At 72.3% G+C, this 25,767-nt stretch carries 15 protein-coding genes; 11 read left to right on the top strand and 4 right to left on the bottom strand.

Annotated elements, in window-relative coordinates:
- Nucleotides 1–73: 73 nt before the first annotated feature.
- The 6 genes from WMF33_RS08935 to WMF33_RS08910 all read left to right on the top strand — a co-directional run bounded on the left by WMF33_RS08935 (nucleotide 74) and on the right by WMF33_RS08910 (nucleotide 9,241).
- Entirely contained in the window at nucleotides 74–1,447 is a 1,374-nt protein-coding gene (locus tag WMF33_RS08935) for an LLM class flavin-dependent oxidoreductase (RefSeq protein ID WP_437336747.1), read from the top strand.
- Between the two features lie 981 nt (nucleotides 1,448–2,428).
- Nucleotides 2,429–4,252, top strand: coding sequence for a hypothetical protein (locus tag WMF33_RS08930; protein ID WP_437336746.1), 1,824 nt, complete (start codon nucleotides 2,429–2,431; stop codon nucleotides 4,250–4,252).
- Nucleotides 4,253–4,279: 27 nt separating this feature from the next.
- Nucleotides 4,280–5,404, top strand: a complete 1,125-nt coding sequence (locus WMF33_RS08925; protein WP_437336745.1) for a hypothetical protein — start codon at nucleotides 4,280–4,282, stop codon at nucleotides 5,402–5,404.
- A gap of 29 nt (nucleotides 5,405–5,433) precedes the next feature.
- Nucleotides 5,434–6,519: a catalase family protein gene (locus WMF33_RS08920; RefSeq protein WP_437336744.1), complete on the top strand. Its 1,086-nt coding sequence runs from the start codon at nucleotides 5,434–5,436 to the stop codon at nucleotides 6,517–6,519.
- Between the two features lie 10 nt (nucleotides 6,520–6,529).
- Nucleotides 6,530–7,465, top strand: a complete 936-nt coding sequence (locus WMF33_RS08915; RefSeq protein ID WP_437336743.1) for an alpha/beta fold hydrolase — start codon at nucleotides 6,530–6,532, stop codon at nucleotides 7,463–7,465.
- A 258-nt stretch (nucleotides 7,466–7,723) separates the two neighbouring features.
- Nucleotides 7,724–9,241 carry a sigma 54-interacting transcriptional regulator gene (locus WMF33_RS08910; RefSeq protein ID WP_437336742.1) on the top strand — a complete coding sequence of 506 codons (1,518 nt, stop codon included), beginning with the start codon at nucleotides 7,724–7,726 and terminating at the stop codon, nucleotides 9,239–9,241.
- Between the two features lie 25 nt (nucleotides 9,242–9,266).
- On the opposite strand, the gene WMF33_RS08905 is transcribed toward WMF33_RS08910, so the two are convergent.
- Complete coding sequence (locus WMF33_RS08905; protein ID WP_063752127.1) at nucleotides 9,267–9,701, bottom strand: globin domain-containing protein; 435 nt, start codon at nucleotides 9,699–9,701, stop codon at nucleotides 9,267–9,269.
- Nucleotides 9,702–10,097: 396 nt separating this feature from the next.
- On the opposite strand from WMF33_RS08905, the gene WMF33_RS08900 reads away from it, so the two are divergent.
- A complete protein-coding gene (locus WMF33_RS08900) occupies nucleotides 10,098–14,033 on the top strand; it encodes a serine/threonine-protein kinase (RefSeq protein WP_437336741.1) in 3,936 nt (1,311 codons plus the stop codon).
- Between the two features lie 286 nt (nucleotides 14,034–14,319).
- Here the strand turns inward: WMF33_RS08900 and WMF33_RS08895 are convergent, their stop codons facing one another.
- The 3 genes from WMF33_RS08895 to WMF33_RS08885 form a co-directional block, all read right to left on the bottom strand.
- Complete coding sequence (locus WMF33_RS08895; protein ID WP_061624068.1) at nucleotides 14,320–14,709, bottom strand: tautomerase family protein; 390 nt, start codon at nucleotides 14,707–14,709, stop codon at nucleotides 14,320–14,322.
- Nucleotides 14,710–14,794: 85 nt separating this feature from the next.
- Nucleotides 14,795–16,087 carry an FIST signal transduction protein gene (locus WMF33_RS08890; protein WP_437336740.1) on the bottom strand — a complete coding sequence of 431 codons (1,293 nt, stop codon included), beginning with the start codon at nucleotides 16,085–16,087 and terminating at the stop codon, nucleotides 14,795–14,797.
- 92 nt (nucleotides 16,088–16,179) lie between these two features.
- Complete coding sequence (locus WMF33_RS08885; RefSeq protein ID WP_437336739.1) at nucleotides 16,180–18,060, bottom strand: D-glucuronyl C5-epimerase family protein; 1,881 nt, start codon at nucleotides 18,058–18,060, stop codon at nucleotides 16,180–16,182.
- A gap of 403 nt (nucleotides 18,061–18,463) precedes the next feature.
- Here WMF33_RS08885 and WMF33_RS08880 point away from each other — a divergent pair, with 403 nt between their 5' ends.
- From WMF33_RS08880 to WMF33_RS08865, 4 genes are all read left to right on the top strand, one after another.
- Complete coding sequence (locus WMF33_RS08880) at nucleotides 18,464–21,616, top strand: beta-propeller domain-containing protein (protein ID WP_437336738.1); 3,153 nt, start codon at nucleotides 18,464–18,466, stop codon at nucleotides 21,614–21,616.
- 82 nt (nucleotides 21,617–21,698) lie between these two features.
- On the top strand, nucleotides 21,699–22,865 hold the full coding sequence (locus tag WMF33_RS08875) for an RtcB family protein (RefSeq protein WP_437336737.1): 1,167 nt from the start codon (nucleotides 21,699–21,701) through the stop codon (nucleotides 22,863–22,865).
- A gap of 145 nt (nucleotides 22,866–23,010) precedes the next feature.
- Complete coding sequence (locus tag WMF33_RS08870; RefSeq protein WP_437336736.1) at nucleotides 23,011–24,807, top strand: Rieske 2Fe-2S domain-containing protein; 1,797 nt, start codon at nucleotides 23,011–23,013, stop codon at nucleotides 24,805–24,807.
- 125 nt (nucleotides 24,808–24,932) lie between these two features.
- Complete coding sequence (locus tag WMF33_RS08865; RefSeq protein WP_437336735.1) at nucleotides 24,933–25,763, top strand: serine/threonine-protein kinase; 831 nt, start codon at nucleotides 24,933–24,935, stop codon at nucleotides 25,761–25,763.
- Nucleotides 25,764–25,767: the final 4 nt, after the last annotated feature.

The raw sequence follows: 25,767 nt of genomic DNA, 5'->3' as shown, positions 1-25,767 counted from the left end.
CTCAGGCATCGCCGGCCGCGGCCCCCTCCCCGCGCGACGCCCGCGCGCCCCCGAGCCTGACAAGGAGCCTCCCGTGACCGTGCCCCACCGACCCGGCAAACTGCACCTCAACGCGTTCCTGATGACGATAGGACACCACGAGTCGGCGTGGCGGTTCCCGGAGAGCAACCTGACCGGCACGTGGGACGTGGCGCATTACAAGCACCTCGCCCGCGTGGCCGAGCGCGGGACGTTCGACTCGATCTTCTTCGGCGACGGCCCGGCGCTGCAGGGGGACATCCGGTACCGGCCCGTGGGCCGGCTCGACCCGACGGCGCTGCTGCCGGCGCTCGCCGCGGTGACCGAGCGGATCGGGCTCGTGGCGACGGCCTCGACAACGTACAACGAGCCCTACAACCTGGCCCGCCGCTTCGCCACGATAGACCACATCAGCGGGGGCCGGGCCGGGTGGAACATCGTCACCACGGCGGGCAGCGACGCGGCCCAGAACTTCGGCCTGGACGAGGTGCCGGAGCACCGGAATCGGTACGAGCGCGCGGCCGAGTTCGTCGACGTCTGCCTCAAGCTGTGGGACAGCTGGGAAGACGACTTCCTGATCGGCGACAAGGCGACAGGGCGCTTCGCGGACGGCGACAAGATCCACCGCATCGACCACGAGGGCCGGTTCTTCCGCGTGCGCGGCCCGCTCAACGTGCCGCGCACGCCGCAGGGCCACCCGCTCCTCGTACAGGCGGGCTCCTCGGAGGACGGCAGGGAGTTCGCCGCGCAGTACGCCGAGGCGGTGTTCACGGCGCAGCAGACCCTGGCCGAGGGGCAGGCGTTCTACGCGGACCTCAAGCGGCGGGTCGCCGCGTTCGGCCGGAACCCGGCCCTCGTGAAGATCCTCCCGGGGATCGTGCCGATCCTCGGCGGCACCGAGGAGGAGGCCCGGCGGCGCGAGGACGGGCTCGCGGAGCTCCAGGTGCCCGCCTACGGCCTGAAGCAGCTGTCCGGCCTGATCGGCGTCGAGCTGACCGAGGCGGACCTGGACAGGCCGCTGCCCCCCGTGGGCGACGTGAAGGCGGTGCGGGGGATGCAGAGCCGCTTCGCGCTCGTCACCGACCTCGCGCGGCGGGAGAACCTCACCGTGCGGCAGCTGCTCTCGCGCCTCGGGGGCGGCCGCGGACATCGCACGTTCACCGGCACGCCGGAGCAGGTCGCGGACACGATCGAGGAGTGGTTCACGCACGGAGCAGCGGACGGCTTCAACGTGATGCCGCCGCTGCTCCCCGCCGGCCTGGAGGCGTTCGTCGAGCACGTGGTGCCCCTCCTGCGGCGGCGCGGCCTGTTCCGCACCGAGTACGAGGGCACGACGCTGCGGGACCACTACGGGCTCCCTCGGCCGGAGAACCGGTTCGCGGCGCGCCGGGCGGCCGGCGGCCAGGCCGCCGCCGCCGCGGCGCGCTGAGCGCGCGCCCGGCGATCCTGTCGCGCGAACGAGGCCAGGATCTCATCCACCGGCGGCCACGTCTGTCGTCGGCGCCGTGTGGAGACGCGGCGTCTCATGTCCTGCCGTACCTGTCGCGATGGCGGCCCCCGGACGCGGGGCGGAGGCGTCGGCGCTCCTCCTGTTCCGGAGCCTCTTGACGACGAACGCGGTCACCGCGCCGGCCGATGCCGCCTTGGCGAGGACCACTCCGAGGGACGCGAGGCACGCAGGGCACATGGGGCTCTTCTCCTCCTGTCGGCGGTGCGCGCGGCGCTCCGCCGCCGACGCAGAGAGATGACACACCCCCCGCGGCGGCGAGAGCAACATCGATGTCGCGATTGAGGGGGAGAGAACCACGGCCTGACACGAATCGATGAACCATCAGCGTCTCCGCCGTTCTGCGGGGTCACTCTCCTCTTCGCCGGCGCCCCGGCGTCGTTGACGAAGGTGTGGTGCGCCCAGGGGACCGGCGCCCGGACGCTGGCCCGGACGCACGGCGGGGCGCCGCGCGCCGCGCGCCGCGCGCCGCGCCACCCGCGCCGCTCCCCGGAGCCGCGGGAGACGCTCGGCGAGGGGGGCGACGAGCCTCCGAAGAGGGCTGGAGTCGACCAAGGACCGAGGAGGACGGCGCTCGGGGCGCGCCGGACCGAGGCGGAGAGTGCGCCCGCTGACACTCGCGCCGGCGACGCGCCCTATCCGGAGGCCCTCTGGACAGAGCACCGTGCGGGTCCGTGCGTGCGTGCACGTGCGCTCCGTGCGCTCGCACCCCCCGGATTCCCCAGCAAACCCCGATATTTTCGACGACAGTTCGGTGGCCCACGCCGTGCTTGGGGCGAAGCAGACGACGCAGCGTGGCGCGCCCGTGGCGCCGCGCCCCCTGCTGGCCGAGGCGTGCCGCCCGGCGCGGTCCCCGCAGGACCGAAGCCGCGCTCGCCCCGCGCTGCCAAGGAGAGCACCGCGATGCCCACCGACGACGATCGCATGATTCCGAGCAGCATGTCCCCCCTGACCCTCCGGCAATACGAACAGGTGTCCCGCTCGCTGATCGACAGCTCCCCCCCGCAGCCGGGAGAGGTCGACGTCGCGCCCCGCGGCGCCGGCAAATACGGCGCCTGGATCCGGCAGCTCGTCACGGGCGCCGCGGGCTGGCTGAGCACGAGCCGCGCCGCCTTCTGCATCCCGCTCGTCACCTTCCTCGTGCTGCTCACCGTCCTTGTCTTCCGGCCAGGGCAGCTCGACGCGACGGTCGCGGTCGACCTCCGCCTCCCTTCGGAAGAAGCCATTCCGAAGGAGCAGCTCGCGCACGGCGTGGAGGAGATCGACCCCGAGGACATCGTGTGGCGCTTCCGTTATGGCGCCACGGGCACCGAGTTCGGCGGCGGCGTCCCCTACTGGATCTTCCGCGTCATGCCGAAGATCTTCGACGACGAGTTCAAGGGGCGCGGCTACGATCGCTTCGGCTTCGGCGCCGACGACGGCGCCTATTACGCGTCGCGACCGGTGGGCCGCGGGCTCTTCCTCGCCGACTCTACGCTGAACATCCCGCTCTTGCGCACCCGCTTCGCGCTGAAGCGCGTCGCCATCAACTGCTCCGGCTGTCACCGCGGCGAGTACCTGAACGAGCGGGGCGAGCCGGTCTACGTCGACGGGATGCCGAACCACACCGCCGACCTTCAGGGGTTCAAGCGCTTCTTCGCGCGCGCCTTCCAGGACGAGCGCATGACCGGCGATCGGCTCATCCTGGAGATCAACGCCGCGCTCGCCGAGGAAGGGGCCGCCCCGCTCACCGCCCGCGAGCAGGCGCTCTACCGGATCCTCCTCGTCGAGCTGAAGAAGCGGGGGAGCTCCGGGGCGTTCGACTGGATGGACCTCCGCGCCGACAACGGCCCGGGGCGCATCGACCCCTTCAACGCGGTCAAGTTCGAGGTCCTCAAGGCGCCCGACGACGGCACCGCGGCCCAGATCGACTTCCCCTCGCTGTGGAACCAGCGCGCCGAGATCCGCGAGTGGCACCACGTCGACGGCAACTCGATGAGCTCCAAGGCGCGCAATCGCGGTTCGGCCATCGGCGTCGGCGCCGTCCCGATGTCGCTCAACAAGGCCACCATCGACGCGATCGGGCGCTGGCTCGACCGCGACCTCCCGGCGCCGAAATACCCCTTCACGGCGCCCGCGACCGAGCGGGTGGAGCGCGGCCTCGCGGTCTTCACCGAGCATTGCGCCTCGTGCCACGGGCTCTACGACCCGGAGAGGCGCACGATCGAAGAGGTCGAGGGCAGCCTCTACATGGAGCGCCTCGACACGGGGACCGACGCGGAGCGCTCCAAGGCGTTCATGAAGCCGGCCGCGGACGCGCTCAACGCGTACGGCGAGCGGCGCCTGCTCTGGGAGAAGGACGCGTTCCGCCCGGTCAGGGAGGCGGGCGAGTACCTCGCCGGCCCGCTCGACGGGATCTGGGCGCGCGCCCCCTACCTCCACAACGGCTCCGTGCCCACGCTGGCCGACCTGCTCAAGCCGCCGGCGCCCCGCGGCAAGCTCGCTCCGGAGAAGGCGCGGGAGTTCCGGCCGAAGCAGTTCTACCGCGGCGACCGGCGCTTCGACGAGCGGAACGTCGGGTGGGTGTCGACCGAGCCGATGGAGGGCGAGCGCGCGCTCTTCCTCTACCGCACCGTCGACGACAACGGCAAGCCGATCCCGGGCAACGGCAACGAGGGGCACACGTACGGCACAGGCCTCCCGCCGGAGGACCGCGAGGCCCTCATCGACTATCTCAAGACCCTTTGATCCAACCGGACAAGAAGGAGCAGAGTCATGATCCCCCTCTTGGAAACCGCGCTGGCCTTCGCCATGATCATGCTCACTGCGAGCCTGTTCGTGAGCGCGGTCGTGCAGGTGATCGTCAACGTCGGGCGCTACCGTTCCTGCGTCCTCATCCACATGCTGCGGTCGCTCATGCACGGCTTCCGCGCGTTCCACAAGGACCCCGACGTCGTCGATCCGGCGACGGGGCTCCCGGCGCGAGGCGCGCTCGCCAGGAACGAGGCCTGCGAGATGCGCTTCGTGCACGAGGTGCTCTCCGATCCGGTCCTGCACGCGCGCAGCGCGAAGCTCGCGTACGGCTCGGACCCCGAGCGGCTCGCGGGCCTCGTCGAGTACATCGACGTCGAGGACCTGATCAGCATCGCCACCGGCGCCTCGGCGCCGGCCGAAGGGGACGGGCGCGAGCTCCTCTTGCCCAGCCGCTGGGTGAGCTGCGGCCAGGGCGGCTCCAGCGCGCCGAAGCGCTACGCGACGCTGGAGCAGTTCTCCACGTACGTGCGCCGCTGGTTCCCCACCCTCGAGGGCACGGCGTCGCAGACGTTCAAGCTGCGCGTGCGGCGGCTGACGCTCCTCGTCTCGATGATGGTGGTCATCCTCTTCAACTTCGACGGCTTCCAGGTGCTCGCGCGGCTCCACCAGAGCGGCGCCGCGCGCGCGCAGGTCGCCGCCCACGCGGACACCGTGACGATCACCGCGGCGCGCCTGGGCGAGCGCCCGGCCGGCGCGCCGGCCGAGCTCCCCGACCCCACGCTCGAGGAGCTCGGGATCGAGATGCAGAAGACGGCGACCCTCCTCGACGAGGCGAACCTCGGCGTCGGCTGGCAGCAGAGCTGGATCGTCCAGCGGTTCCGCGCGTACCGCCACGACGTCCTCGCGCCCCCGCCGACCTCGCTGGAGCTCCTCCAGGACTCGCTGTTCTGGCTGGCCGGGCTCGCCTTCTCGTGCGGGTTGCTCTCGCTGGGAGCGCCCTTCTGGGTCACCACGTTCGCTCGGCTCATCCAGATGCGCAACGAGGTGCAGCACCGGAAGCGCCAGGAGATCGCGTCCGGCGTGAAGGTCGCGACCGCCGCCCTGCCGCTCCACGCGCGCGAGCGCGCCGTCGCCAAGCTTTCCTGAGGCCCCCAACGACATCGAGGATCTTGGTCATGAACACGACGCTCAAGCTCCACGAGGAGTACCCGCCGCCCGGCGAGGAAGACAGCATCCGCCAGATCACCGAGATCATGAGGCGCAATTACGAGCAAGCGTACCCCAAGGGCGCCTCGCCCGCGCTCCGCGGGGTGCACCCGAAATCGCACGGCTGCGTGAGGGCCCACTTCATCGTCGACGAGGGCTTGCCCCGCGAGCTCCGGCACGGCGTCTTCCGGGAGCCGCGCGTCTACCCGGCGTGGGTCCGGTTCTCGTCGACGTCCTCGCGCGTCCAGTCGGACATGAAGCGCGACTCCCGCTGCATGGCGATCAAGCTGCTCGGCGTCGAGGGGGAGAAGATCCTCGACGGCGAGAAGGACGCGACGACGCAGGATTTCCTGATGGGGAACACGGACGTGTTCTTCTCGCGGAGCGTCGCGGACTACCTCGAGCTCATGTCCGCCATGAGCGCGGGCAAGCCCCTCTCGTATTTCTGCTCGCTCCGCCCGCCCCGCCTCCGGCTGCGCGAGCTCATGAACTATCTCTCCGTCGTGCTCAAGCCGGTGAAGAACCCCCTGCACGCCCGGTACTTCAGCCAGACGCCGTTCCGGCTCGGCGAGCGGGCGATGAAGTTCTGCGTGGTCCCCCGGCCCTGCGGCGCGCCCGGCGTCGAGGTCGAGCCGGGCGACGACGCGCTCAAGCAGGCGGTGGCGCGGCAGCTCGATCAGGGAGACTGGATGTTCGACTTCCTCGTGCAGCTCCAGGCCCACCCGACGAAGACGCCGATCGAGGATCCGACGATCCGCTGGAGCGAGGCGCTGTCGCCGTTCACCAAGGTCGCGACGATGATCATCCCGGCGCAGCGCCTCGACCTCCCGGGACACGCGGAGTTCGAGGAGAACCTCTCGTTCACGCCCTGGCACGCGCTGCCGGCGCACCGGCCGCTCGGCGGGCTGAACCGCGCCCGGCGCGCGGTCTACGAGGCGATCTCGCGGCTCCGCCACGAGAGGAACGGGGCCCGCCGCGAGGAGCCGGCGGCGCCGCGCGCCGGGCGCGCGCGCGCGCCGTCGAGCGCAGAGCCGGCGCGGCTCGGATTCGGGTGAGGTCATCGCCATGCTGTCCAGGAACGACATCACCCATGCTCATGCCGACGTGAACGGCGTCCGCCTCCATTACGCGTCCAGGGGCGCGGGCAAGCTCATCCTGTTCATCCACGGCTTCCCCGAGCTCTGGTACGCCTGGAAACGGCAGCTCTTCGATTTCGGCCGCCACCACCGCGCGGTGGCCCTGGACCAGCGCGGCTACAACCTGTCGTCGAAGCCGTCGGCCGTGGACGCCTACGGCATCGACCTCCTCGCCGCGGACATCGCGGCGCTGATCGAGCACCTCGGCGAGGAGAAGGCCGTGCTGGTCGGCCACGACGTGGGCGCGGTCGTGGCCTGGGCCGTGGCGCTCCGCCACCCGGAGCGCGTCGAGAAGCTCGTCTCCATCAACATGTCTCACCCGGCGTGCTTCGACCGGGCGCTGCGTGAGGACCCAGCGCAGCAGGCCGCGAGCCAGTACATGCACCTCTTCCGGAGCCGGTCCGCGGAGGAGCACCTCTCCCAACACGACTACGGCTTTCTGAGGGAGATCTTCCTCGATCCAGGGCTGTCGCAGGGATATTTCAGCGAAGCGGACGTCCGTGTCTACCTGGAGGCGTTCGCGCAGCCGGGCGCGATGACGGGCGGGCTCAACCTCTACCGCGCGGCGCAGATCGGGCCTCCAGGGCCGGGCAAGCCCGTCGGGGGGAGCAACCTCACCCGAGGGCTCCGCTCGCTCACCGTCTCCGTGCCTGTCCTCGTGATCTGGGGCGAGCGCGATCCGTACCTCTTGCCGGCGAGCAACCTCGCCGGGATCGAGCTCTACGTCCCCGATCTGAGGGTGATGCGCGTGCCCGAGGCGACCCACTGGATCGTCCACGAGGAGCCCGAGATCGTCAACGCGGCGATCCGCGGCTTCCTCGCGCGCGAGCGACCTGGCGGCCATCAACGGGCGAAGCCCGCCTGATTCATCGCCTCCTCGGGCCGCGTCCGTCAGCCGTCAGGAGAGCACGTCGGCGGCCGTGGAAACGGGAGCTCTACTGCCCGCCTCCCGTCGAATCTCTCCAGGGCAGATCCGGCCCCCCGCGCACCGCCAGCCACGGCCTCCACGGCCGCGGCTGCCCGCGCAGTACGGCTCGGCCTGGCGCGGTCGCGGAACGTTACGGAACGTTACCGATGTCCGCGTCGGCCTCCCGTGATAAAATCACGCTCCGGAATCTCCTCCGTGACGTCCACGACGACCCTGACCGATCGAAGCCTCCTGTGGGGCCGGAACGACCTGGAGCCGGCCCCGGAGTTCTTCCACCTGGTCATCGCCTGGTCGCGCGAGGAGCCGCACCGCGTCGGAGAGGCGGCGCTCGTCGACGCGCGCTGCGTGCTCGGCCGCGGCGGGCCGCAGTCCCAGGACAGCGCGCCGCGCCTCGCCTTCCACCGTCAGCGGCCGGTGGGCTGGGCCATGATGCCTCCGCTCGAGGGGCCGCGGATCTCGCGCCTCCAGCTCGAGCTCACGCCCACCGAGGACGGGCTGCTCGCCGTGCGCTCGATCGGGCGCTGCCCCCTGCTCATCAACGGCGCGCCCGCGACGCAGGGGCTCGTGAAGGCCGGCGACACGCTCACCCTGCACAACGCCCTCGTGCTGTTCGTGGTGCGGCGGCGGTGGAGCCTCGAGGTGATCCAGGCGCTCAAGGAGACGCCGCGGTTCTCGTTCGGCGACGCCGACCCCCACGGGATCGTCGGGGAGAGCCCGGCGGTGTGGGCGCTGCGCGGCGCCCTCGCGTTCGCGGCGCAGTCCGGCAACCACGTGCTCGTGCGCGGCGAGAGCGGCGCCGGAAAAGAGCTCGCCGCGCGCGCCATCCACGCGCTCTCCCGCCGCCGCGCGGGCGTGTTCGTCGCGCGCAACGCCGCGACCTTCCCCGAGGGGCTCGTCGACGCCGAGCTGTTCGGGACGGCCAAGGGCTACCCCAACGTCGGCAGCCCCGAGCGCCCCGGGCTCATCGGCGAGGCGGACGGCGGCACCCTCTTCCTCGACGAGATCGGCGAGCTCCCGCCGCACCTGCAGGCCCACCTGCTGCGGGTGCTCGACCGCGACGGCGAGTACCAGCGGCTCGGCGAGTCGCGCGTGCGCCGCTCGGATCTGCGCGTCATCGCGGCGACGAACCGCCCCCTCGAGTCGCTGAAGCACGACTTCCTCGCGCGGTTCCTCATCACCGTGAGCGTCCCCGGCCTGCCCGATCGCCGCGAGGACATCCCGCTGCTCCTGCGGCACCTGCTCGCCACGGCCGCGCGGGAGAGCCCGGAGCTGACCGAGCGCTTCTTCGAGCGCCGCGGCGAGCGGCTCGCCGAGCCGCGGATCGCGCCGGCGCTCATCGAGGCGCTGCTCCGCCACCCCTACACGCACCATCTGCGCGAGCTGGAGCGCCTCATGTGGATCGCCCTCGGGTCGAGCCACGACAACTTCCTCGCCCTCACGCCCGATCTCTGCGCGGTGCTCCGCCCGGACACGGGCGACCCCAAGACCGATCCGCGGGCCGGCCCCAAGACGGATCCAGGCAAGTCGATCCCGCCCCAACCGTCCGACTCCGGCTCGCTCGGGCGCGTCGAGATCGAGGCCGCGCTCGCGGAGGCGCAGGGCAGCGTGACGACCGCGGCGCGCCTCCTCGGGCTGAAGAACCGCTTCGCCCTCTACCGGCTCATGAAGCGCCACGGCATCGCCGGGCCGGACGAAGAGGCGAGCGAGGGCTGAGCCGGCGCGGGCGGCGGCGCCCGCCTCACGCGCCCGCCGCGACCTGGGCGGGCGCGCGCTCGCCCGCGCGCATCCGCGAGACGATGGCGCGGTAGGCGCGGGTCCACGCGTCCCGGTGCGCCTCGGTCCAGTCCGCGGCGCTCACCTCGGACAGCGCCGCGACGAGCGCCTCGCCGAACCCCTCGTACATCTCCGGGGTCACGCCGTAGGCCGCGTGCTGGGCGCCGAGCCGCGCGAGCTTCTCGCACAGCCAGACGTCGTCCTCGAGGTGGTCGAGCACCGCCATGAGCGCCCGCTCGAACATCGTGCCCTGCGCCCCGGGGCTGTTGCGGGTGAAGAGCCGCCTCGCCTGCGGGTACCGCTCGAACAGGGCCCGGTACACGAGGCGAGGGAACTCGTGATCACGCTGCACGACGAGCTCGAAGCTGTCGCGCAGCAACTCGGCATCATGGGGTGACATGAAGGAACGCCCTTCCGTCGGGGTGTGCATCGATCCCGCGATCAGCATCGTTCGTGCCGCGAAGCATCCGCCGACGCGCGCGGCGCGCCGGTCCGGCCGCGGCCCTCACCCCGTGCGCGCACGCCCTAGGGCGTGTGCGCGCACGCCTCCACGTGCACACCTGAACAGAAACACGTCCACCGACACGCCGCTCGCTGTAGTGCAATGCCGGCCCCAGCAACAAGGCAAAGACCGATCCGCCGGGCTGTCCAGTTGGGTATCCTCGCATGCGCACCGGGCGGTCACTCCGCGCGCTCGGCGCGGCCGTGGTGGTGGAGGGCTCGATCCGTGTCGTTCCTCGAAGGTTCTCTGGTTGCGGGTCGGTTCCTCATCGAAACGCTGGCCAGGCGGGGCGGCATGGGGGAGGTATTTCGCGCCCGGGACGTGACGACGGGCGCGCCGGTGGCCCTCAAGCTGCTGCACGCCGACGCCGCGCGCTCGGAGGAGACCGAGCGTTTCCTGCGGGAGGCGCGGTTCCTGGCCGATCTCGAGCACCCGGCCATCGTCGCGTACCTGGCGCACGGCAAGGCCCAGGACGGTCGGCCTTATCTCGCGATGGAGTGGCTGTCGGGGAAGGACCTCGGCGAGCGCCTCGACCGCGGGCCGCTGCGCATCTCCGAGTGCGTGACGCTGCTCACGCGGGTCGCCGACGCGCTCGCCGTCGCCCACGGCCGGGGCGTGGTCCACCGCGACATCAAGCCGAGCAACCTGTTCCTGCGCGACGAGCGCGTCGACGGCGTCACGGTGCTCGATTTCGGCATCGCGCGCTGGGCGGCGGCCGGCATGACGCTCACGGGGACCGGGCGCTTCGTCGGCACCCCCGGCTACATGGCGCCGGAGCAAGCGCGGGGCGACCGCGAGCTCGGGCCGGCCGTCGACATCTTCGCCCTCGGGTGCGTCCTCTTCGAGTGCCTGACCGGCAAGCACCTGTTCGCCGGCCGGGATCTCGTGGGCGTGCTCGCGAAGATCCTGTTCGACGACGTCCCCCCGGTCGTCTCGCTGCGCCCCGACACGCCGCCCGCGCTGGCGGAGCTGCTCGCGCGGATGCTCGACAAGGATCCGCGCCGGCGCCCCCGCGACGCGGCGGCGCTCCGCGAGCAGCTCGCCGCCCTGACGCTGCCGGAGGAGAGCGACGAGGCGCCGGCGCCGGCGCTCGCGGCGCCGCCGACACCCCGGGCGCTCACCGGCGAGGCGATGCAGCTGCTCAGCGTCGTCCTCGCCGTGCCGGCCTCCGGCCATCCCAGCGAGACGCTGCCGCCCGCGACGGCCCAGACCTGGGCCCGCCCGACGCGCGACGCCCTGCGCTTCCGGCTCGCGCGCCTCGGCGGCCGCGCCGAGTGGCTCGCGGACGGCTCGCTGATCGTGATCGTGTCGCCGGCGAGCAGCGCGGTGGATCAGGTCTCGACCGCCGCCCGCTGCGCCCTCGAGGTGCAGCAGCACTGGCCCGAGGCCCGCATCGCGCTGACCACCGGCCGCGGGCTGCTCCAGGGCGGGGTGCCCGCCGGAGAGGCGATCGACCGGGCGGTGGCGCTCTTGCGCGCCGGCGCGGAGCCGACCGTGACCGCCGAGCCCGACCCGGAGGGCGCGGCGCTCGAGCCGGGGATCTGGCTGGACGAGCTGAGCTCGAGGCTGCTCGAGCCGCGCTTCCTGATCACGACGATGGGCGGGCAGCTGGCCTTGACCGGCGAGCGCGCGAGCGTCGACGAGTCGCGCCCGCTGCTCGGCCGCCCGACGCCCTGCGTCGGCCGCGAGCAGGAGCTCTCGATGCTGCTCGGCGCGATCGACGGGTGCATCGAGGAGGCGTCGCCGTCCGGAGCGCTCGTGATCGGGGCGCCCGGCATGGGCAAATCGCGCCTGCGGCACGAGCTGCTCCGGCGCCTCCGCGCCCGGTCGCCCGACCTCGAGGTGCTGTTCGCGAGCGGCGCGCCGATGAGCGCCGGCTCGCCCTACGCCCTGCTCGGCGAGGCGCTCCGCCGCCTCTGCGACGTGCAGGTCGGGGATCCGCCCGCGGCGCAGGAGGCCAAGATCCGCCAGCGCGTCGGCCAGCGCGTCCCGCCGGCCGACGCCGAGCGGGTGAGCGAGTTCATCGCGGCCCTGTGCGGCATCGCGGTGGAGCGGCCGAGCGCCTCGCTGAGCGCCGCGCGCAGCGATCCGAAGATCATGAGCGAGCAGATCCGCCGCGCCTTCCTGGATCTGCTGAGCGCCGAGGCCGCGGCGCGCCCGTGCCTCCTCGTGCTGGAGGATCTGCACTGGGGCGACGCGGCCACGGTCAAGCTCGTGGACGCCGCCCTGCTCGAGCTGCGCGAGCGCGCCTTCTTCGTGCTGGCCTTCGCGCGCCGCGAGGTGCACGACGCGTTCCCGAAGCTGTGGCAGGGGCGGGTCGTGCACCGGGTCCCGCTCGCCGGCCTGACCAGGAAGGCGGCCGAGCGGCTGGTGGTCGCGGTGCTCGGCGCCGAGGTCCCGCCCAGCCTGGTGGCGCGCATCGTCGAGCAGGCCGCGGGCAACGCGCTGTTCCTGGAGGAGCTGATCCGCGCGGTGGTCGAGGGCAAGACCGAGGGGCAGCCCGCCACGGTGCTGGCGATGCTCCAGGCCAGGCTGTCGTGCCTCGAGCCGGAGGCGCGCAAGGTGCTCTGCAGCGCGAGCGTGTTCGGACAGACGTTCTGGCGCGGCGGCGTGCTCGCCATGCTCGGGCAAGAGCGCCCGGCGGCCGACGGCGACGGAGCGGATCGATGGCTGGAGAGCCTGGTGCGCTCCGAGATGGTGGAGATGCAGTGGAGCAGCCGGTTCCCCGGCGACACGGAGTACCGGTTTCGCCACGTCCTCGTGCGCGACGCCGCGTACGGCCTCCTCGCGGCGGAGGATCGGCGGCTCGGCCACCAGCTCGCCGGGGCGCACCTGGAGCAGGCGGGGGAGGCGGACCCCATGGTGCTGGCCGAGCACGCGCACCTCGGCGGGGATCTCGAGCGCGCCGCGCTGTATTACCTGCGCGCGGCCGAGCAGTCGTACCGGAGCAACGATTACGACGGCATGCTCTCGCGCGTCGAGCGCGGCATCGCCTGCGGGCCGCGCGGCGACATCCTGGGCCGGCTCCTCGGGATGAAGCTCGACGTGTGCTTCCTGCGCGAGGACTGGCACGTGGGCCTGGAGATCGGCAAAGAGGCCCTGTCGCGCTTGCCGCGCGGGAGCGTCGCCTGGAACCGGGCGGTGGGCCGGCTGGTGGTGATGACGGGCCACCTCGGCCTGGCGGGCGACCTGGAGCCCCTCGTGAACGCGATCATGAGCAGCGAGCCCGAGCCCGGGGCCGAGGCGGCGTGCTGCATGCCCGTGGCGACGGCGATCACGGCCCTGAGCCACTGGGGCATGCGCGATCTGTCGCGGAGCCTCCTGGCGCGCCTGGAGCAGCTCGCGACCCGCGTGCCCGAGAGCGAGAAGCTCGCGCACGCGCAGCTGCACTACAGCCGCTCGACGTTCCTGCGGCTCCTCGGGGACGATCCCTGGCAGGCGTACGAGGACGCGCGGCGCGCGGAGGAGGTCTTCTTCGAGGTGAGCCCCTGGCGCTGGCGCGAGTTCGCGGCGAGCTCGACCGCGCTCTCGATGGCGGAGCTCGGCGAGCACGCCGAGGCGGAGCGCAAGCTGCGGGAGTCGCTGGAGCGCACGCTGCGCATCAACGACGCCTTCACGGTCTCCAGCGTCCGTGTGTGGCTGTTGATCCTCCTCTCGGAGTGCTGCGCGCCGGAGCAGCTGGACGAGATCACGGACCTGGCGAACCAGCTCATCAAGATTGGCGCCATGGAGGCGACCGTGGGGCCGGCGCACGGCGCGCTGGCGCGGGTCCTCGTGGCGCGGGGCCGCTTCCCGGAGGCGCGCCAGGAGGCGGAGAGGGCGCTCGCGGTCCTGCAGCGCGACCGGTTTTACCGGCCGCTGGTCTACCGGACGCTCATCCAGGCGCTGCTCCGCGAGGGGCGCGCGGAGGCCGCCCGGCAGGCCTCGGAGGAGGGGCTGAGCTGCCTCGCGGCGCTCGGCGGCTCGCTGGGGTACAGCGAGATCCCGCTGCGCCTCGCGGTCAGCGAGGCGCACCTCGCCGGCGGGGACGCGGCGCGCGCGCGGGCCGCGATCGAGCAGGCGCTGCGCGCGGTCGAGGAGCGCGCCCGGAAGATCCCCGACGCGGCCGCGCGGCTCCGCTACATGGAGCAGGTGCCGGCGAACGCGCGGGTGAGGGAGCTCGCGCGCGCGTGGCTCGGGCGCGACGTCGAGCGGCCGGCCGAGCTACAGGCGCGCGAGCGGACGGCGTGAGCCGCCGCGGCGTCGCGCCGCGGCGACGTGGGTGGAGCCGGCGCGGGGCGATCAGCGAAGAGCGGGTCTCGGCTGGGACTGAGACACCGTCCTCGTCTCCCGTCCTCGTCTTCCGTCCTCGTCTTCCGTGCGCGTGCGCGTGCGCGCTGATCCGGGGAGTCGCGCACGCGCACGCGCACGAAGGACGCGCACGAAGGACGCGCACGAAGACGGGAGACGGAAGATGGGAGACGGAGACGGAGACGAGAGACGGAGGACGATCTGTCAGTCCCAGCCAAAAACCGCTCTAGACGTTGACCTTGTAGTTCAGCTTGACCTCGTCCCCGTGCATGCCGCGGAACCCCCAGTCGTGAGGCGGCGACTCCGAGATGCAGATCTCGATGTCCTGGTGATCGATGCCGACCTCGTCCCGGATCCTGTCGAACAGGAGCCGCACGAGCTTCTTCTTCGTCTCCACGGTGCGCCCGGTCATCATCGAGATCTCGATGATCGTATACGCGTCGGTGCGCCCGCCCGGCGCCAGCATGTCCTCGCGCTCCATCGGGAAGAAGCGGTGCGCCCGCTTGTCCTGCGGCATCCCCAGCGCCTCCATGACGCAGGCGTGGATCACACGCGACAGCTTCTCCTTCACCGGGTTGAGCCGGTCCTTGATCCCGTAAATCTTCACCTGAGACATTGAATCACTCCTGGATCGGCGCCATCGCCGCAGTCCGCCACGGCTCCATCCACGCCGATTACGCCGATTACGTCGATTACGTCGATTACGCCGATTGCCCGAACAGGACCACGGCGATCGACAGGTTCGCGTGCTGGTTCTTGCCGCGGACGAAGCACCCCTGCTCCCCGAACGTGAAGCTGCCGAGGAACGGCGTCGGCCCCAGCGCGGCGCTCATCCCCTGGACGACGCGGTCGATGTCGTCGCGCACCGCCAGCATGCACCCGGCGCAGAAGATCACGAGCGCGCCCTGCGGCTGGAACGAAGGCCGCGCGACCTCCAGCGCGGCGCCCGCCACGGCCGTGATGCGATCGAGCAGGCCCTCTCTGGACCCCTTCATGAGCACGAGCTCGTCGCCCTCGCTGATGTGCACGCCGAACGTCAGCGCGTTGTCCTGGTCCACCGCGTTCGGGTGGATGAGCAGGAACTGGGGGGCCTTGCCGGCCCAGCCGGAAGGCCGGCCGAGCGGGCTGAGCGCGCTCTCCGCCGCGACCGAACCGCCGCCGAGCTGCGCGGCGAACCTGCCGCCGGTCCACCGGTTGTAGACCTCCGCCGCCGGCTGCCCGTCGATCTCGGGCACCCGCCGCCCCTCCGAGCGCGTGACCCACCCCCGGTGCTCGGTCGGCGTGTAGCCGGAGCCGAACGCATAGGCGATCTCGCCCGACGGGTACAACGCCGACAGCAGCACGGCGTCGCGGTGCGCCTGCCCGCGCCCGAGCTGCGACAGCGCCCCGTCGAGCGAGTTCGCCGCGGAAGTGCCGCCGAACACCGGCACGTCGGCCCCGACCGCGTCCTCGATCCCGCAGAGGACCTGCTCCTCCACCCCGAGCGGCGCGGTCAGCCAGAACAGCGCCGGCGGCTTGCCCGCCCGGTCGGCGTCCTCCATCGCGCGGCGCGCCGCGCGCGCGGCGGCGGCGCGCGGCGACTCCCCGATCGGCTCGGCGGCCGCGCCGTACGCGCCCCGCGCGTCCGCGATGCCGAACAGCGCCAGGCCGGCGCCAGGCGCGCCGTGGACCCCGGCGGCGGTCATCACCGAGAGGCAGGAGCTCGACCCGTGGACCCGCACCGACGGCGGAAGCGCCGCCGTGGCGCGCGCGAGCTCGCCGAGATCGTGGCCCTCGGTGTAGCTCAGGAAGAGATGATCCGGCTCGCCGCCGAGGCCCGCGCGGAGCGCGGCCAGGGCCTCGGCGAACGCGACGCCCGTCGCGTCCGCCGTCGAGGACGCGGAGGCCATCTTCATCGTCCCCGCCGCCCCTTCCGCGCCCGCGCGTCCCGCCCGCAGAGCCTCGTTTGCGCCGGAGAGCGCGCCGGTCCCACTGTCCACGTCGTTGTTGCTCATCGGATCTGGACCTCCTGCGGCGCCCCCGGTCGGGTCGATCTCGCAGGATCCCTATACACCACCGCGCGCCGCCGGTCTGCCGGCGCGCGCGCTCATTCCTCGGGATCGTCGCCCTTGGGCCCGGACTGCCCCGCTGCGGCCTCGTCGCTCTCCTCGCCGTCATCCTCGGCGACCCCGGCGTCCGCCGCGCCCGCGCTCGTCGCCTCCGCGGCGAGCGCCATCCGCTCGGCGAGGGGCCGCTCGGGGAGCGTGAGCAGCGGCCCGTCGCCGAGCTCGCCGAACATGTTGAGGTACGCGTTCATCGCGTGACACACCGAATCGGTGCGCACGTAGCGGTCCCGCACGCTCCAGAACACCCCGCCGGCGGCGGCCTTCGGGTTCTTCACCATGAAGGAGTTCTCGGGCCCATAGGTGTATTGCAAGATCTGCCGGATCGCAGCGACCACCGCGTCCTTGTACCGGTCGCAGCCCGGCATGGCCTTCGTTCGGCAGTGGTGATGGACCTCCGACATCACCTCGGCGAGCCACCCGCTCCCGCTGCTCGAGAGCGACCGCTGCCAGCGGCCGTAGCGGTAGGCGTCCTCGGTCCTGCGCCACTGCCGCTTCACGAGGTCGTCGGCGCAGCGGAACACGGTCTGCTCGACGCGCTGATCGCCGCTCGCCTTGACGAAGTCGAGCAGCGACTGCACCGCCCACGAGCTCGAGATCGGGTTGGGCTTCCTGTACTCGTCGCCGAGGAAGCAGCCCTTCTTAGCGATCCTGGCGAGCAGGAGGTCCGCGGTCTGGGCCGCGGCGTCGAGGTATTTCTTGTTGTTCGTGGCCCGGTAGGTGCGCGACAGCGCGGAGAGGACCTGTCCCGTGTAGAGCGTCGACTCCTTCCCCTGGACCTTCCACGCGCCGCCCTCTTGCCCGACCAGGGCCGAGCGCACGCTGCCGTCGGGCCGCTGCATCGAGATCAGCCAGTCGGCCGCCATGACGGCGGACTCCAGGTACTTCTTCTCCTTCGTGATGTTGTAGAGCTCGATCAGCGTGAAGATCGACTTCGACGCCGTGCCGACGACCAGCCGGCGCTCGGGGCGCTTGCGCTCCAGATCGAACGCGTAGAAGAACGCGCCGGCCGTCCGATCGCCCGTCTCGAGGCTCTGCATGCCCATCATGAAGCCGGCGGCCTCGGTCGCCGTGCGGAGCAGGCGCGGGTCGGGCTTGTAGGCGTGCAGCTTCAGCAAGGTCAGCGCCGTGGACGCGGTGTAGATCGTGTGGAGCTCGTCCTCGAACCGGTCGGCGGGCGCGTGGTAGTACTTGTGAACCCCCTTGTGCGCCGGATCGATGACGCGCAAGAGATAGCCTTTGCCGTCCTCGATGCGCTTCGCGAGGAGGGCCTTGTCGAGGGCGCGGACCGGCACGAGCCCCTGGGTGAGCTCGAGGCCCTTCCCCTTGCGCTCGACGCTCTCGATCATCGACTCGTGATGATCCGGCAGCTCCACGACGAGCCGCGCGCCGGCGAGCGCCTCGCGCGCGCCCCCCGCCGCGGCCACGGCCCGCCGCGCGGCCTCCTTCAGCGCGACGCAGAGCCCCGCGTCCGACGCCTCCCCGCGGGCGATCTGCTTCCCTTCCTGGAACCCGATCACGACGGCGCGGAAAGGCCGTTTGGACGACACGGACAGATCGCACGTCACCTTGTCGCCGCCCGCGGTCACCTGGCGGACGAAGGCGACGGTGCGATCGCGGAAGGTGTCATTGTCGAGCTCGGCGCCCGCGCCGCCGCCCTCCGGGACCTGGATCGCCGGGTCGGGCACCCGGGGCAGATTCGCCGCGATCTGGGCCGCGAAGCGGTCGTCGCCCTGGGTCGCGGCGGCCTTCCGGACCGCCGGGGCGCCGGTCGCCGCGGCCGGCGCGGCGGCGTCGGGCTTCCCCGCCGCGGCCTCCTCGGCGGGCTTGCGGCTATCGCAACCGATCGCGAGCGCGGAGGACACGGCGGCCACGGCCAAGAGGGTTGCGGCGGAGAGAGCGCGTGAAGACGGCATGGACAAGGTCCCCGGAAGCAGCGATATCGACGCGTACCAAGAACCCCGGGGCCCCGCAAGGCCGAACGGGGACCGCCGCACCCCGGACTCGGGCGCTCGCCCCCTGTCGCCGCGACTCGATGCTCACATCGGCGCCGCGTGTACGCGCCGCCGCGCGTGCCGTGCGCGCGGCGAGCCCACTGCCGCCTGTGACGGCCGCGCGACAGCAAGGCTCGTAGATGTTCCCGGGTGATTCATCGCTTGCGCCGAGTGCGGGGAGGCGGCGAACTACATGGGTTTCGTGCCCTCATCGGGTCTGAGACGAAAGGAGCCGGGTGGCGGGATGCACTTGTTGACACAACGCAATACAGCGTTGACATCGTGGCTCGGGGCGGCCCTCCTCGCGATCGGTCCGGGATGCGCGGCCGGAGCGGCCGCGGAGGAGACGACCGCAGCCGTCGAGCGCCTCGGCGGGAGCACGTCGTTCGTGTCGGCGGACGATCTGCCCACGATGTTTTCCGGGGAAGAGGAAGAGGAAGAAGAAGAGGAAGAGGAGGAAGAAGAGCAGACCGAGCTCGAGGAGGGCGACATCTACCGGGTCCTCGGGGACGGGCATCTCCTGAACCTCAACAGCTACCGGGGCCTGCAGGTCATCGACATCCACGATCCGGAGAGCCCGGCGATGGTCGGCCAGATGCCGGTCGCCGGAACGCCCGTCGAGATGTACGTCGATGGCGACCGCGCGATCGTGCTGCTGAACGACTGGGTCGGGCTCCGCGCCACCCCGGGCAGCCTCATCATGGATCGCCGCGCGGGTGGGGCGGTCCTGCTCATCGATCTCACCAACCGGAACGCGCCCGAGCTCCTGTCACAATTCGATATACCTGGAACCATTCAGACAAGCCGTTACGCGAACGGCGCGACCCGGAACGCCCTTTACGTGGCCAGCACCAACTGGGGATGGACGGATCTCGGGAACGATCAGTACGAGTGGCACAACGAGGCTGTGGTCAAGAGCTTCGAGGTGACGCACGGCGGGCTCGTGGAGCGAAGCCAGCTCGATCTCGGCGGGTACGTGACGGACATCCATGGCGAGGGGGACGTCCTGCTCGTGGCGCGGGGGCCCGTGGGCTGGGACGACGAGAACAGCCAGGTGTCGCTCGTCGGCATCTCGAGCGTCGACGGTTCGATGACCCTCCGCGATACCGTCACCGTGGACGGCCATGTGCGCTCGCGGTTTCACATGGACTTCCGCGGCGACATGCTGCGCGTCTTCTCCGGCCCGCAGCGGGGCGGCGGGTCGAGCCACCTGCAGACGTGGGACGCATCGGACCCGGACGAGCTCGCGCCGATCGACAAGGCGGACTTCGGCGACGGACAGCCGCTCTTCGGCGCGGTCTTCCTCGACGACCGGGCGTTCGCCGTCACCTACCTCCGCGTGGACCCTTTCCACGCGTTCTCGATCGATCCCGACGGGAACATCGAGGAGAAGAGCGAGCTCATCGTCTCCGGCTGGAACGACTTCTTCCGCCCGGTGCTCGGCGCGACCCGCCTCATCGGGATCGGCGTGAACGACGAGGGCGGGACGCGCAGGCTCGCGGCCAGCCTGTACGACATCACCGACCTGGAGAACCCGAGCCCGATGCTCGCGCGCGCCGAGGTGAGCGGGGACGAGGGCGGCTGGAGCTGGTCGGAGGCCAGCTGGGATCGCCGCGCGTTCACCGTGCTCGACGACGCGGTGAGCGTGGAGGCGCCGACCGGCGAGACCGAGACGGGCCTCGTGCTGCTGCCGTTCACCGGTGACGACACGTCGAGCGGCGTGTCGAAGCACGCGTCCGGCGTGCAGATCTTCACGTTCTCGGGCGCGACCCTGACCCGCCGCGGGGTGATGAGGCACGCCTCCCCCGTGCGGCGCTCGTTCCGCGTCGACCCGAGCACCGCGGCGAACGTGTCGGAGACGCAGCTCAGCCTCTACGACCAGCGCGATCTCGACGCCCCGGAGCGGCTCGGCGCGCTCGATCTCGCGCCGTCCTACGACACGATCCTCGCGTACGGCGATCACCGCGTGCGCATCCGCAACCCCGAGCAGGACGCCGTGCAGCGCGAGCCCGACGCGATGGCCCTGGCGGAGGTCATCTCCGCGGACGACGACGCCGGCATGGCGACGCCGCTCGCGACCATCCCGGTCACGCCCGACGCGAGCTACTACAAGGTCGGCGACGACCTGCTCGCCGTCGTGACCTCCCGGTACGTGAGCTGGCCGGACTACGAGACAACGATCAGCGTCGTCGATTTTTCGGACCCGCGGAGGCCGCGGGCGGCGGGCCAGCTCGTCACGACGGCCCTGCCCCCGACCCGCGGCGCTGCTCACGATGGCGACCATGACCAGCCGACGCGGGTCCACGTCACGAACAGGTCGCTCACGTTCACGCGCAAGACCGACGTCTGGTCCAATCTCGGGCCGGGCGATCAGTGCGATTCGCACGTCGTGTACGCTCGCGGCGACCACGCCTGCACCGGACTCGACGGCTGCACCTACTACACGGGGCAGCGCACCTGCCAGTCGATCGACGGGGGGCCGGAGTACTGCGCAGGCGGGTTCGCCGCGTGCACGACGCGGCTCGGCGCCAGGGACGCCTGCGCGCCGGTCCTCGACGAGGCCGCGCTCGACGGGCTGCTCGAGTCGTATTGCTACGCCGGCGACGTGGGCCGCCAGATCCGGCAGATGAGCGTCCACGTGGTCGACCTCTCGGACCCGGATCATCCGACCCTGGCGCCGCCCCTCGCGCTGCCGGCCGACGAGGACGCCGTGAGCTCGCTGTCGCACGAGGGCGACGTCTACGTCTCCGTCAAGCTGCCGGCCGCCGTGCCCCACGACCCGCGCCCCCACGCGCGCTATTTCCTCCGGCGCGTCGACCTGTCCCACCCGAGGGCGCCCGCCCTCGGCCCGGCGATCAACATCCCCGGCGAGGCCCTCGCGATCCGCGGCACGAAGGTGTTCACCCGCGACCGGGTGTGGGGCCCCTCCTTCATCGAGCCGGCGCTCGCGAAATCGACGCTGTACGGCGGGCGCGCGCACCTCAACAACTACCACGAGCTCACCGGCAGGGCGCTCGGCGACACCGTCCTCATCGATCAGCACCAGAGGGCGCTCTTGACGTACGGCGAGCGGAGCTGGCCGACGTACTGGCGATGGAGCCACGGCGACGAGCTCCGCAGCTTCGCGATCCTGAGGGCCAGCGACACGAGGTCGTCGACCGGGTTCGACGTCCTCTCGGAGACGCCCGTCGACAGGTGGATGACGCTCATGCCGTACGCCGCCGAGCGCCGCGCGTTCTTCAACGTGTACGGCGGCACGCTGATGGTCGACTACGACGACCCGCGGAGCCCCGTGGCGCAGGCGTTCTTCCACGGCGCGTGGTCCCCCCGCGTGCTGCTCGATCGGGCGCGCGACGAGATCGTGGTCGCCGCCGATCGGTACGGCATCCACCAGCTCGACCTCGACGCCTCGAACCTCCTGCCGTGACCCGCGAGGGAGGCGGCGCGCGCCTCCCCTGCCCGCCCTCCCACCCTTCGCCGCCCGGCGCGCCGCGCGCTACGCTTCCCGGATGGGACCGGCGCAGATCAAGGGCAAGAACGTGGACATCAAGCTGTGGACCCGGCCGGAGGAGGTCGAGCGGGTCGCGCTTGAGCAGCTGCGCAACATCAGCGCCCTGCCCTGGGTGTTCCACCACGTCGCCGCGATGCCCGACGTCCACTTCGGCAAGGGCGCGACCGTCGGCTCGGTCATCGCGATGCGGGACGCCGTCGCGCCCGCCGCCGTCGGCGTCGACATCGGCTGCGGCATGGGCGCGCTCCGCACGAACCTCACCGCGGCCGACCTGCCCGACGACCTCAAGCAGATCCGGAGCGACCTCGAGCGGGCGATCCCCGTCGGGTTCGCCGCCCACGACACGCCGCTCAAGGGGTTCGCGGGCCTGCCGCTCTGGGACGAGTTCGCGAGCCTGACCCCGAAGGTGAAGGGGCTGTTCACGAGGGCGCGCTGTCAGCTCGGCACGCTCGGCGGCGGCAACCACTTCATCGAGCTCTGCCTCGACACGGACGGCGGCGTGTGGCTGATGCTCCACTCCGGCTCGCGCAACATCGGCAAGGAGCTCGCCGAGATCCACATCGCCACGGCGAAGAAGCTCGCCCACAACCGCGACCTGCCCGACCGCGAGCTCGCGGTGTTCCTCGCCGGCACCCCGGAGATGAAGGCCTATCGGCACGACCTGTTCTGGGCGCAGCGCTACGCCCGCGCGAACCGCGAGGCCATGTTCCACCTCGCCGAGGGCGTCCTCCGGCGGCACTTCCCGCAGCTCGAGATCCAGGAAGCCATCTATTGCCATCACAATTACGTGTCAGAAGAGATCCATTTCGGCGAGGAGGTGCTCGTGACGCGCAAGGGCGCGATCCGCGCCGGCAAGGGCGAGCTCGGCATCATCCCCGGCTCGATGGGCACGCGCTCCTACATCGTCCGCGGCCTCGGCAACCCCGAGGCGTTCGAGAGCGCGTCGCACGGCGCGGGCCGCAAGATGAGCCGCGGCGAGGCGAAGCGGCGCTTCACCACGAAGGACCTGGCCGCGCAGACGGCCGGCGTCGAGTGCCGCAAGGACGGCGGCGTCCTCGACGAGATCCCCTCCGCCTACAAGCCGATCGAGCGCGTCATGGAGGACCAGCGCGATCTCGTGGAGATCGTCGCCGAGCTCCGGCAGGTCCTGTGCGTGAAGGGGTGATCGACCGGCGCGGGCCCCGCCGCGTCTCCGCGAGGCGCGCCCGGGGTTCGCGGTCCCTTCCCGCCCCGCTCTCGGCTAGCATGCGCGTCGCTGCCGCGACGCACGCCGCGATCGGACGTGCCGCGCGCCGCAGCGCAGGGAAGCCATGAAGTCGGACTGGATCGATCTGGGCCCCCTCTCCGAATTTCCGGCGGAGGAGCCCGTGCTCCGCAAGGACGACGCGGGGCGGCGCTTCGCCTGCGTCCTCCGGGGCGGCGAGGTCCACGCGCTCGACGATCGTTGCCCTCACCAGGGCTACCCGCTCTCCGAGGGCGCGCTGCGCGGCGGCGTGCTGACGTGCGCGTGGCACAACTGGAAGTTCGACGTCGCCTCGGGCGCCTGCACGTTCGGCGGCGAGCCGGTGCGGCGCTACGCCACCCGCGTCGACGGCGGCCGCGTGCTGCTCAACCGGGCCGTCGACACCGCGGCCGAGGTGCGGCGCCTCGTCGCCAGCCTGCGCGAGGCGATCCTCCGCGACGACCCGGCCCGCGCCCTGCGCGACGGCCTCCGGCTGGGCGCGCTCGGGCTCCACCGCATGGAGACCGGCCTCGGCAGCCTCCACCTCGCGTTCGAGGTGCTCGCCAAGGACGGGGCCGAGCGCGCCGAGTACGGCTTCGATCACGGCCTCGCGCTGCTCTCGGATCTCTGCGCCTGGGTCGAGCGCGGCTGGGTCCCCGCCGAGGAGGCGTTCGTGGTCGCCGCCCACGCGATCGGCGAGGCGTCGGCCCGGCTCGGCCCGCGCGGCAAGGGCGCCGGCAGGGCGACGGCGCGCTCGCCGCTCGCGCGCATCGTCGAGTTCGAGCTCGACGAGCCGGCGAAGGTGAGCGAGGCGCTCGCGGCGGAGCGGCGCGACGAGGCCGAGGCGCGGATGCGCGAGCTGGTCGAGGTCCGCGGCGCCGCCGGCGCGCGCCGGGCGCTCCTGCCCTTCGTCGCGCAGCACCTCTACGACTACGGGCACGGCGCGATCTTCCTCGCGAAGGCGCTGGAGCTGGCCGAGCGGTTCTCGTCCGCGGCCGACGAGGTCCTCGCCGCCTCGACCGTGCAGCTCGCCTGGGCCACCGCCGACACGAGCCTGCCCCCCTTCGCCGCCACGCGCGCCGCGCTCGCGCGCCTCGCCGAGCTGCCTTTGCCCGGCGCCGAGGAGCCCGCGGGCTCGAGCGGCGCCGGCCCGGCCGCCGCCGGCGCCGCGCCGCTCGACCCGGCGGAGCGCGCCGCCTTCGAGGCGGAGGTGCTCGCCGGGGAGCGGCCGGCCGTGGAGGCGACCGTGCGCTGGCTCGCGCGCGGCGCCGGCCCGCTCGCGCTGCTCGTCGCGATCGGCCACGCCGCGGCCGTCCGCCTCGCGCGCTTCGATCCGGCCTGGGAGCAGCGCCTCGACGCCGAGGTCGGGGTGCTCGACGTCACCCACGCCGTCACCTTCGCGGAGGCGGCGGCCGCGCTCGGGCGCGAGGCCTCCCCGCGCGAGGCCGCGCAGCTCGCCGTGCTCGCCGCCGGCTTCGTCGGCAAGCTCCGCAACGCGGACGCCGCCGCGCCGCCCGCGCTGCCCGCGCTGACGACGCGCGCGCCCGGCGGCACGCTGCTCCAGGCGGCGGAGGCGCGCGACGTCGGCGGGGCGCTCGCGATCGCGCGCGAGCTCGACGCCGGCGGGCGCCTCCGCGCCTTCGCGGAGCTCGCGCCGTTCGCCGCGCTCGACGCCGCCGTGAGGCCGATCTTCACGGCGCACGCCGTGAAGACGCTCGAGGCGCTCAGGCGCCTCGAGTCGTCCGATCCGCAGCCCGACGGCGCGTACCTCGCGGCGCTGCTCGCCTACGTGGTCCCCGTCCGGCGGGAGCTCCACGCGCGCCGGCTCGCGGCCGTGGCGAAGAAGTTCATGTCCGATGGTCGGCCACCCGAGGGGCTGTATTGAGCCGCGCGCGGATCCGCGGCTCCGTCAGTGGCCAGACTAGGGACCATCATGCATACTGATTGTCTATGCGGCTTGAGCCTGGGTCCCACGTAGCGCCGCACCTTACGCTCGTCAGCCTCCTCAGGATGGGGGGGATCGGCAGCATCTGGACGGCGCACCACCTCGGGCTCGGCAGGGACGTCGCCGTCAAGTTCATCTCTGCGTCGCTCGCGACCGATCCGATCGCGGTCGCCCGGTTCCACCGCGAGGGCGCGCTCATGGCGAGGATCAAGAGCCCTCACGTGGCCGAGGTCTACGAGCACGGCGTCGCCGGCGACGGCCTCCCGTACATCGTCATGGAGCTGCTGCGCGGTGAGGAGCTGTCCGACCGGCTCGCGCGCTCCGGGCGCCTGTCCCTGCAGGAGACGGTCACCCTGGTCTCGCAGCTCTGCGGGGCGCTCACCGCGGCGCACAGGCTCGGGATCATTCACCGGGACATCACGCCGGAGCACGTCTTCCTCGCCGACGACGGCGGGAGCATCTGCGTCAAGCTGCTCGATTTCGGCGTGGCCAGGGGGGATGTCGACCCCGACGGGACGACGCTGACGGCCACGGGCGCGGTCGTCGGCAACCTCGTCTACATGAGCCCGGAACAGTTCTTCAACCCGAAGAGGGTCGATGGCCGCTCGGACCTCTGGTCGGTGGCCGTCATGGCGTACCAGGCGCTCACCGGCGCGCCGCCGTTCGAGCAGAAGGGGCTCGAGGCGCTGCTGGGCGCCATCCGTATCGGCATCTTCCCGCTCCCGAGCGAGCGCTCCGCCGACGTCACGCCTGCCCTCGACGCGTGGTTCGTCCGGGCGCTGTCCCGCGAGCCGACCGGCCGCTTCGGCTCGGCCGAGGAGATGGCGGACGCGCTGCACCGGGCCATGGCCGCCGGGCCGCCGAGCCCTGTGGGCGCGCCTCCCGAAGCGGGCTAGCCTA

This window comes from Sorangium sp. So ce394 (genome assembly GCF_051474665.1).
Lineage (GTDB): Bacteria > Myxococcota_A > Polyangia > Polyangiales > Polyangiaceae > Sorangium > Sorangium cellulosum_D.
The sequence above is the reverse complement of the archived record's forward strand: the minus strand, read 5'-3'. Positions and strand labels throughout refer to the sequence as shown.

Coding starts and splice junctions, on each gene's coding strand:
- WMF33_RS08930 (WP_437336746.1), top strand. CDS start 2,429: ATGCCCACCGACGACGATCGCATGATTCCGAGCAGCATGTCCCCCCTG.
- WMF33_RS08925 (WP_437336745.1), top strand. CDS start 4,280: ATGATCCCCCTCTTGGAAACCGCGCTGGCCTTCGCCATGATCATGCTC.
- WMF33_RS08920 (WP_437336744.1), top strand. CDS start 5,434: ATGAACACGACGCTCAAGCTCCACGAGGAGTACCCGCCGCCCGGCGAG.
- WMF33_RS08915 (WP_437336743.1), top strand. CDS start 6,530: ATGCTGTCCAGGAACGACATCACCCATGCTCATGCCGACGTGAACGGC.
- WMF33_RS08905 (WP_063752127.1), bottom strand. CDS start 9,701: ATGTCACCCCATGATGCCGAGTTGCTGCGCGACAGCTTCGAGCTCGTC.
- WMF33_RS08900 (WP_437336741.1), top strand. CDS start 10,098: ATGGGGGAGGTATTTCGCGCCCGGGACGTGACGACGGGCGCGCCGGTG.
- WMF33_RS08895 (WP_061624068.1), bottom strand. CDS start 14,709: ATGTCTCAGGTGAAGATTTACGGGATCAAGGACCGGCTCAACCCGGTG.
- WMF33_RS08890 (WP_437336740.1), bottom strand. CDS start 16,087: ATGAGCAACAACGACGTGGACAGTGGGACCGGCGCGCTCTCCGGCGCA.
- WMF33_RS08875 (WP_437336737.1), top strand. CDS start 21,699: ATGGGACCGGCGCAGATCAAGGGCAAGAACGTGGACATCAAGCTGTGG.
- WMF33_RS08870 (WP_437336736.1), top strand. CDS start 23,011: ATGAAGTCGGACTGGATCGATCTGGGCCCCCTCTCCGAATTTCCGGCG.
- WMF33_RS08865 (WP_437336735.1), top strand. CDS start 24,933: ATGGGGGGGATCGGCAGCATCTGGACGGCGCACCACCTCGGGCTCGGC.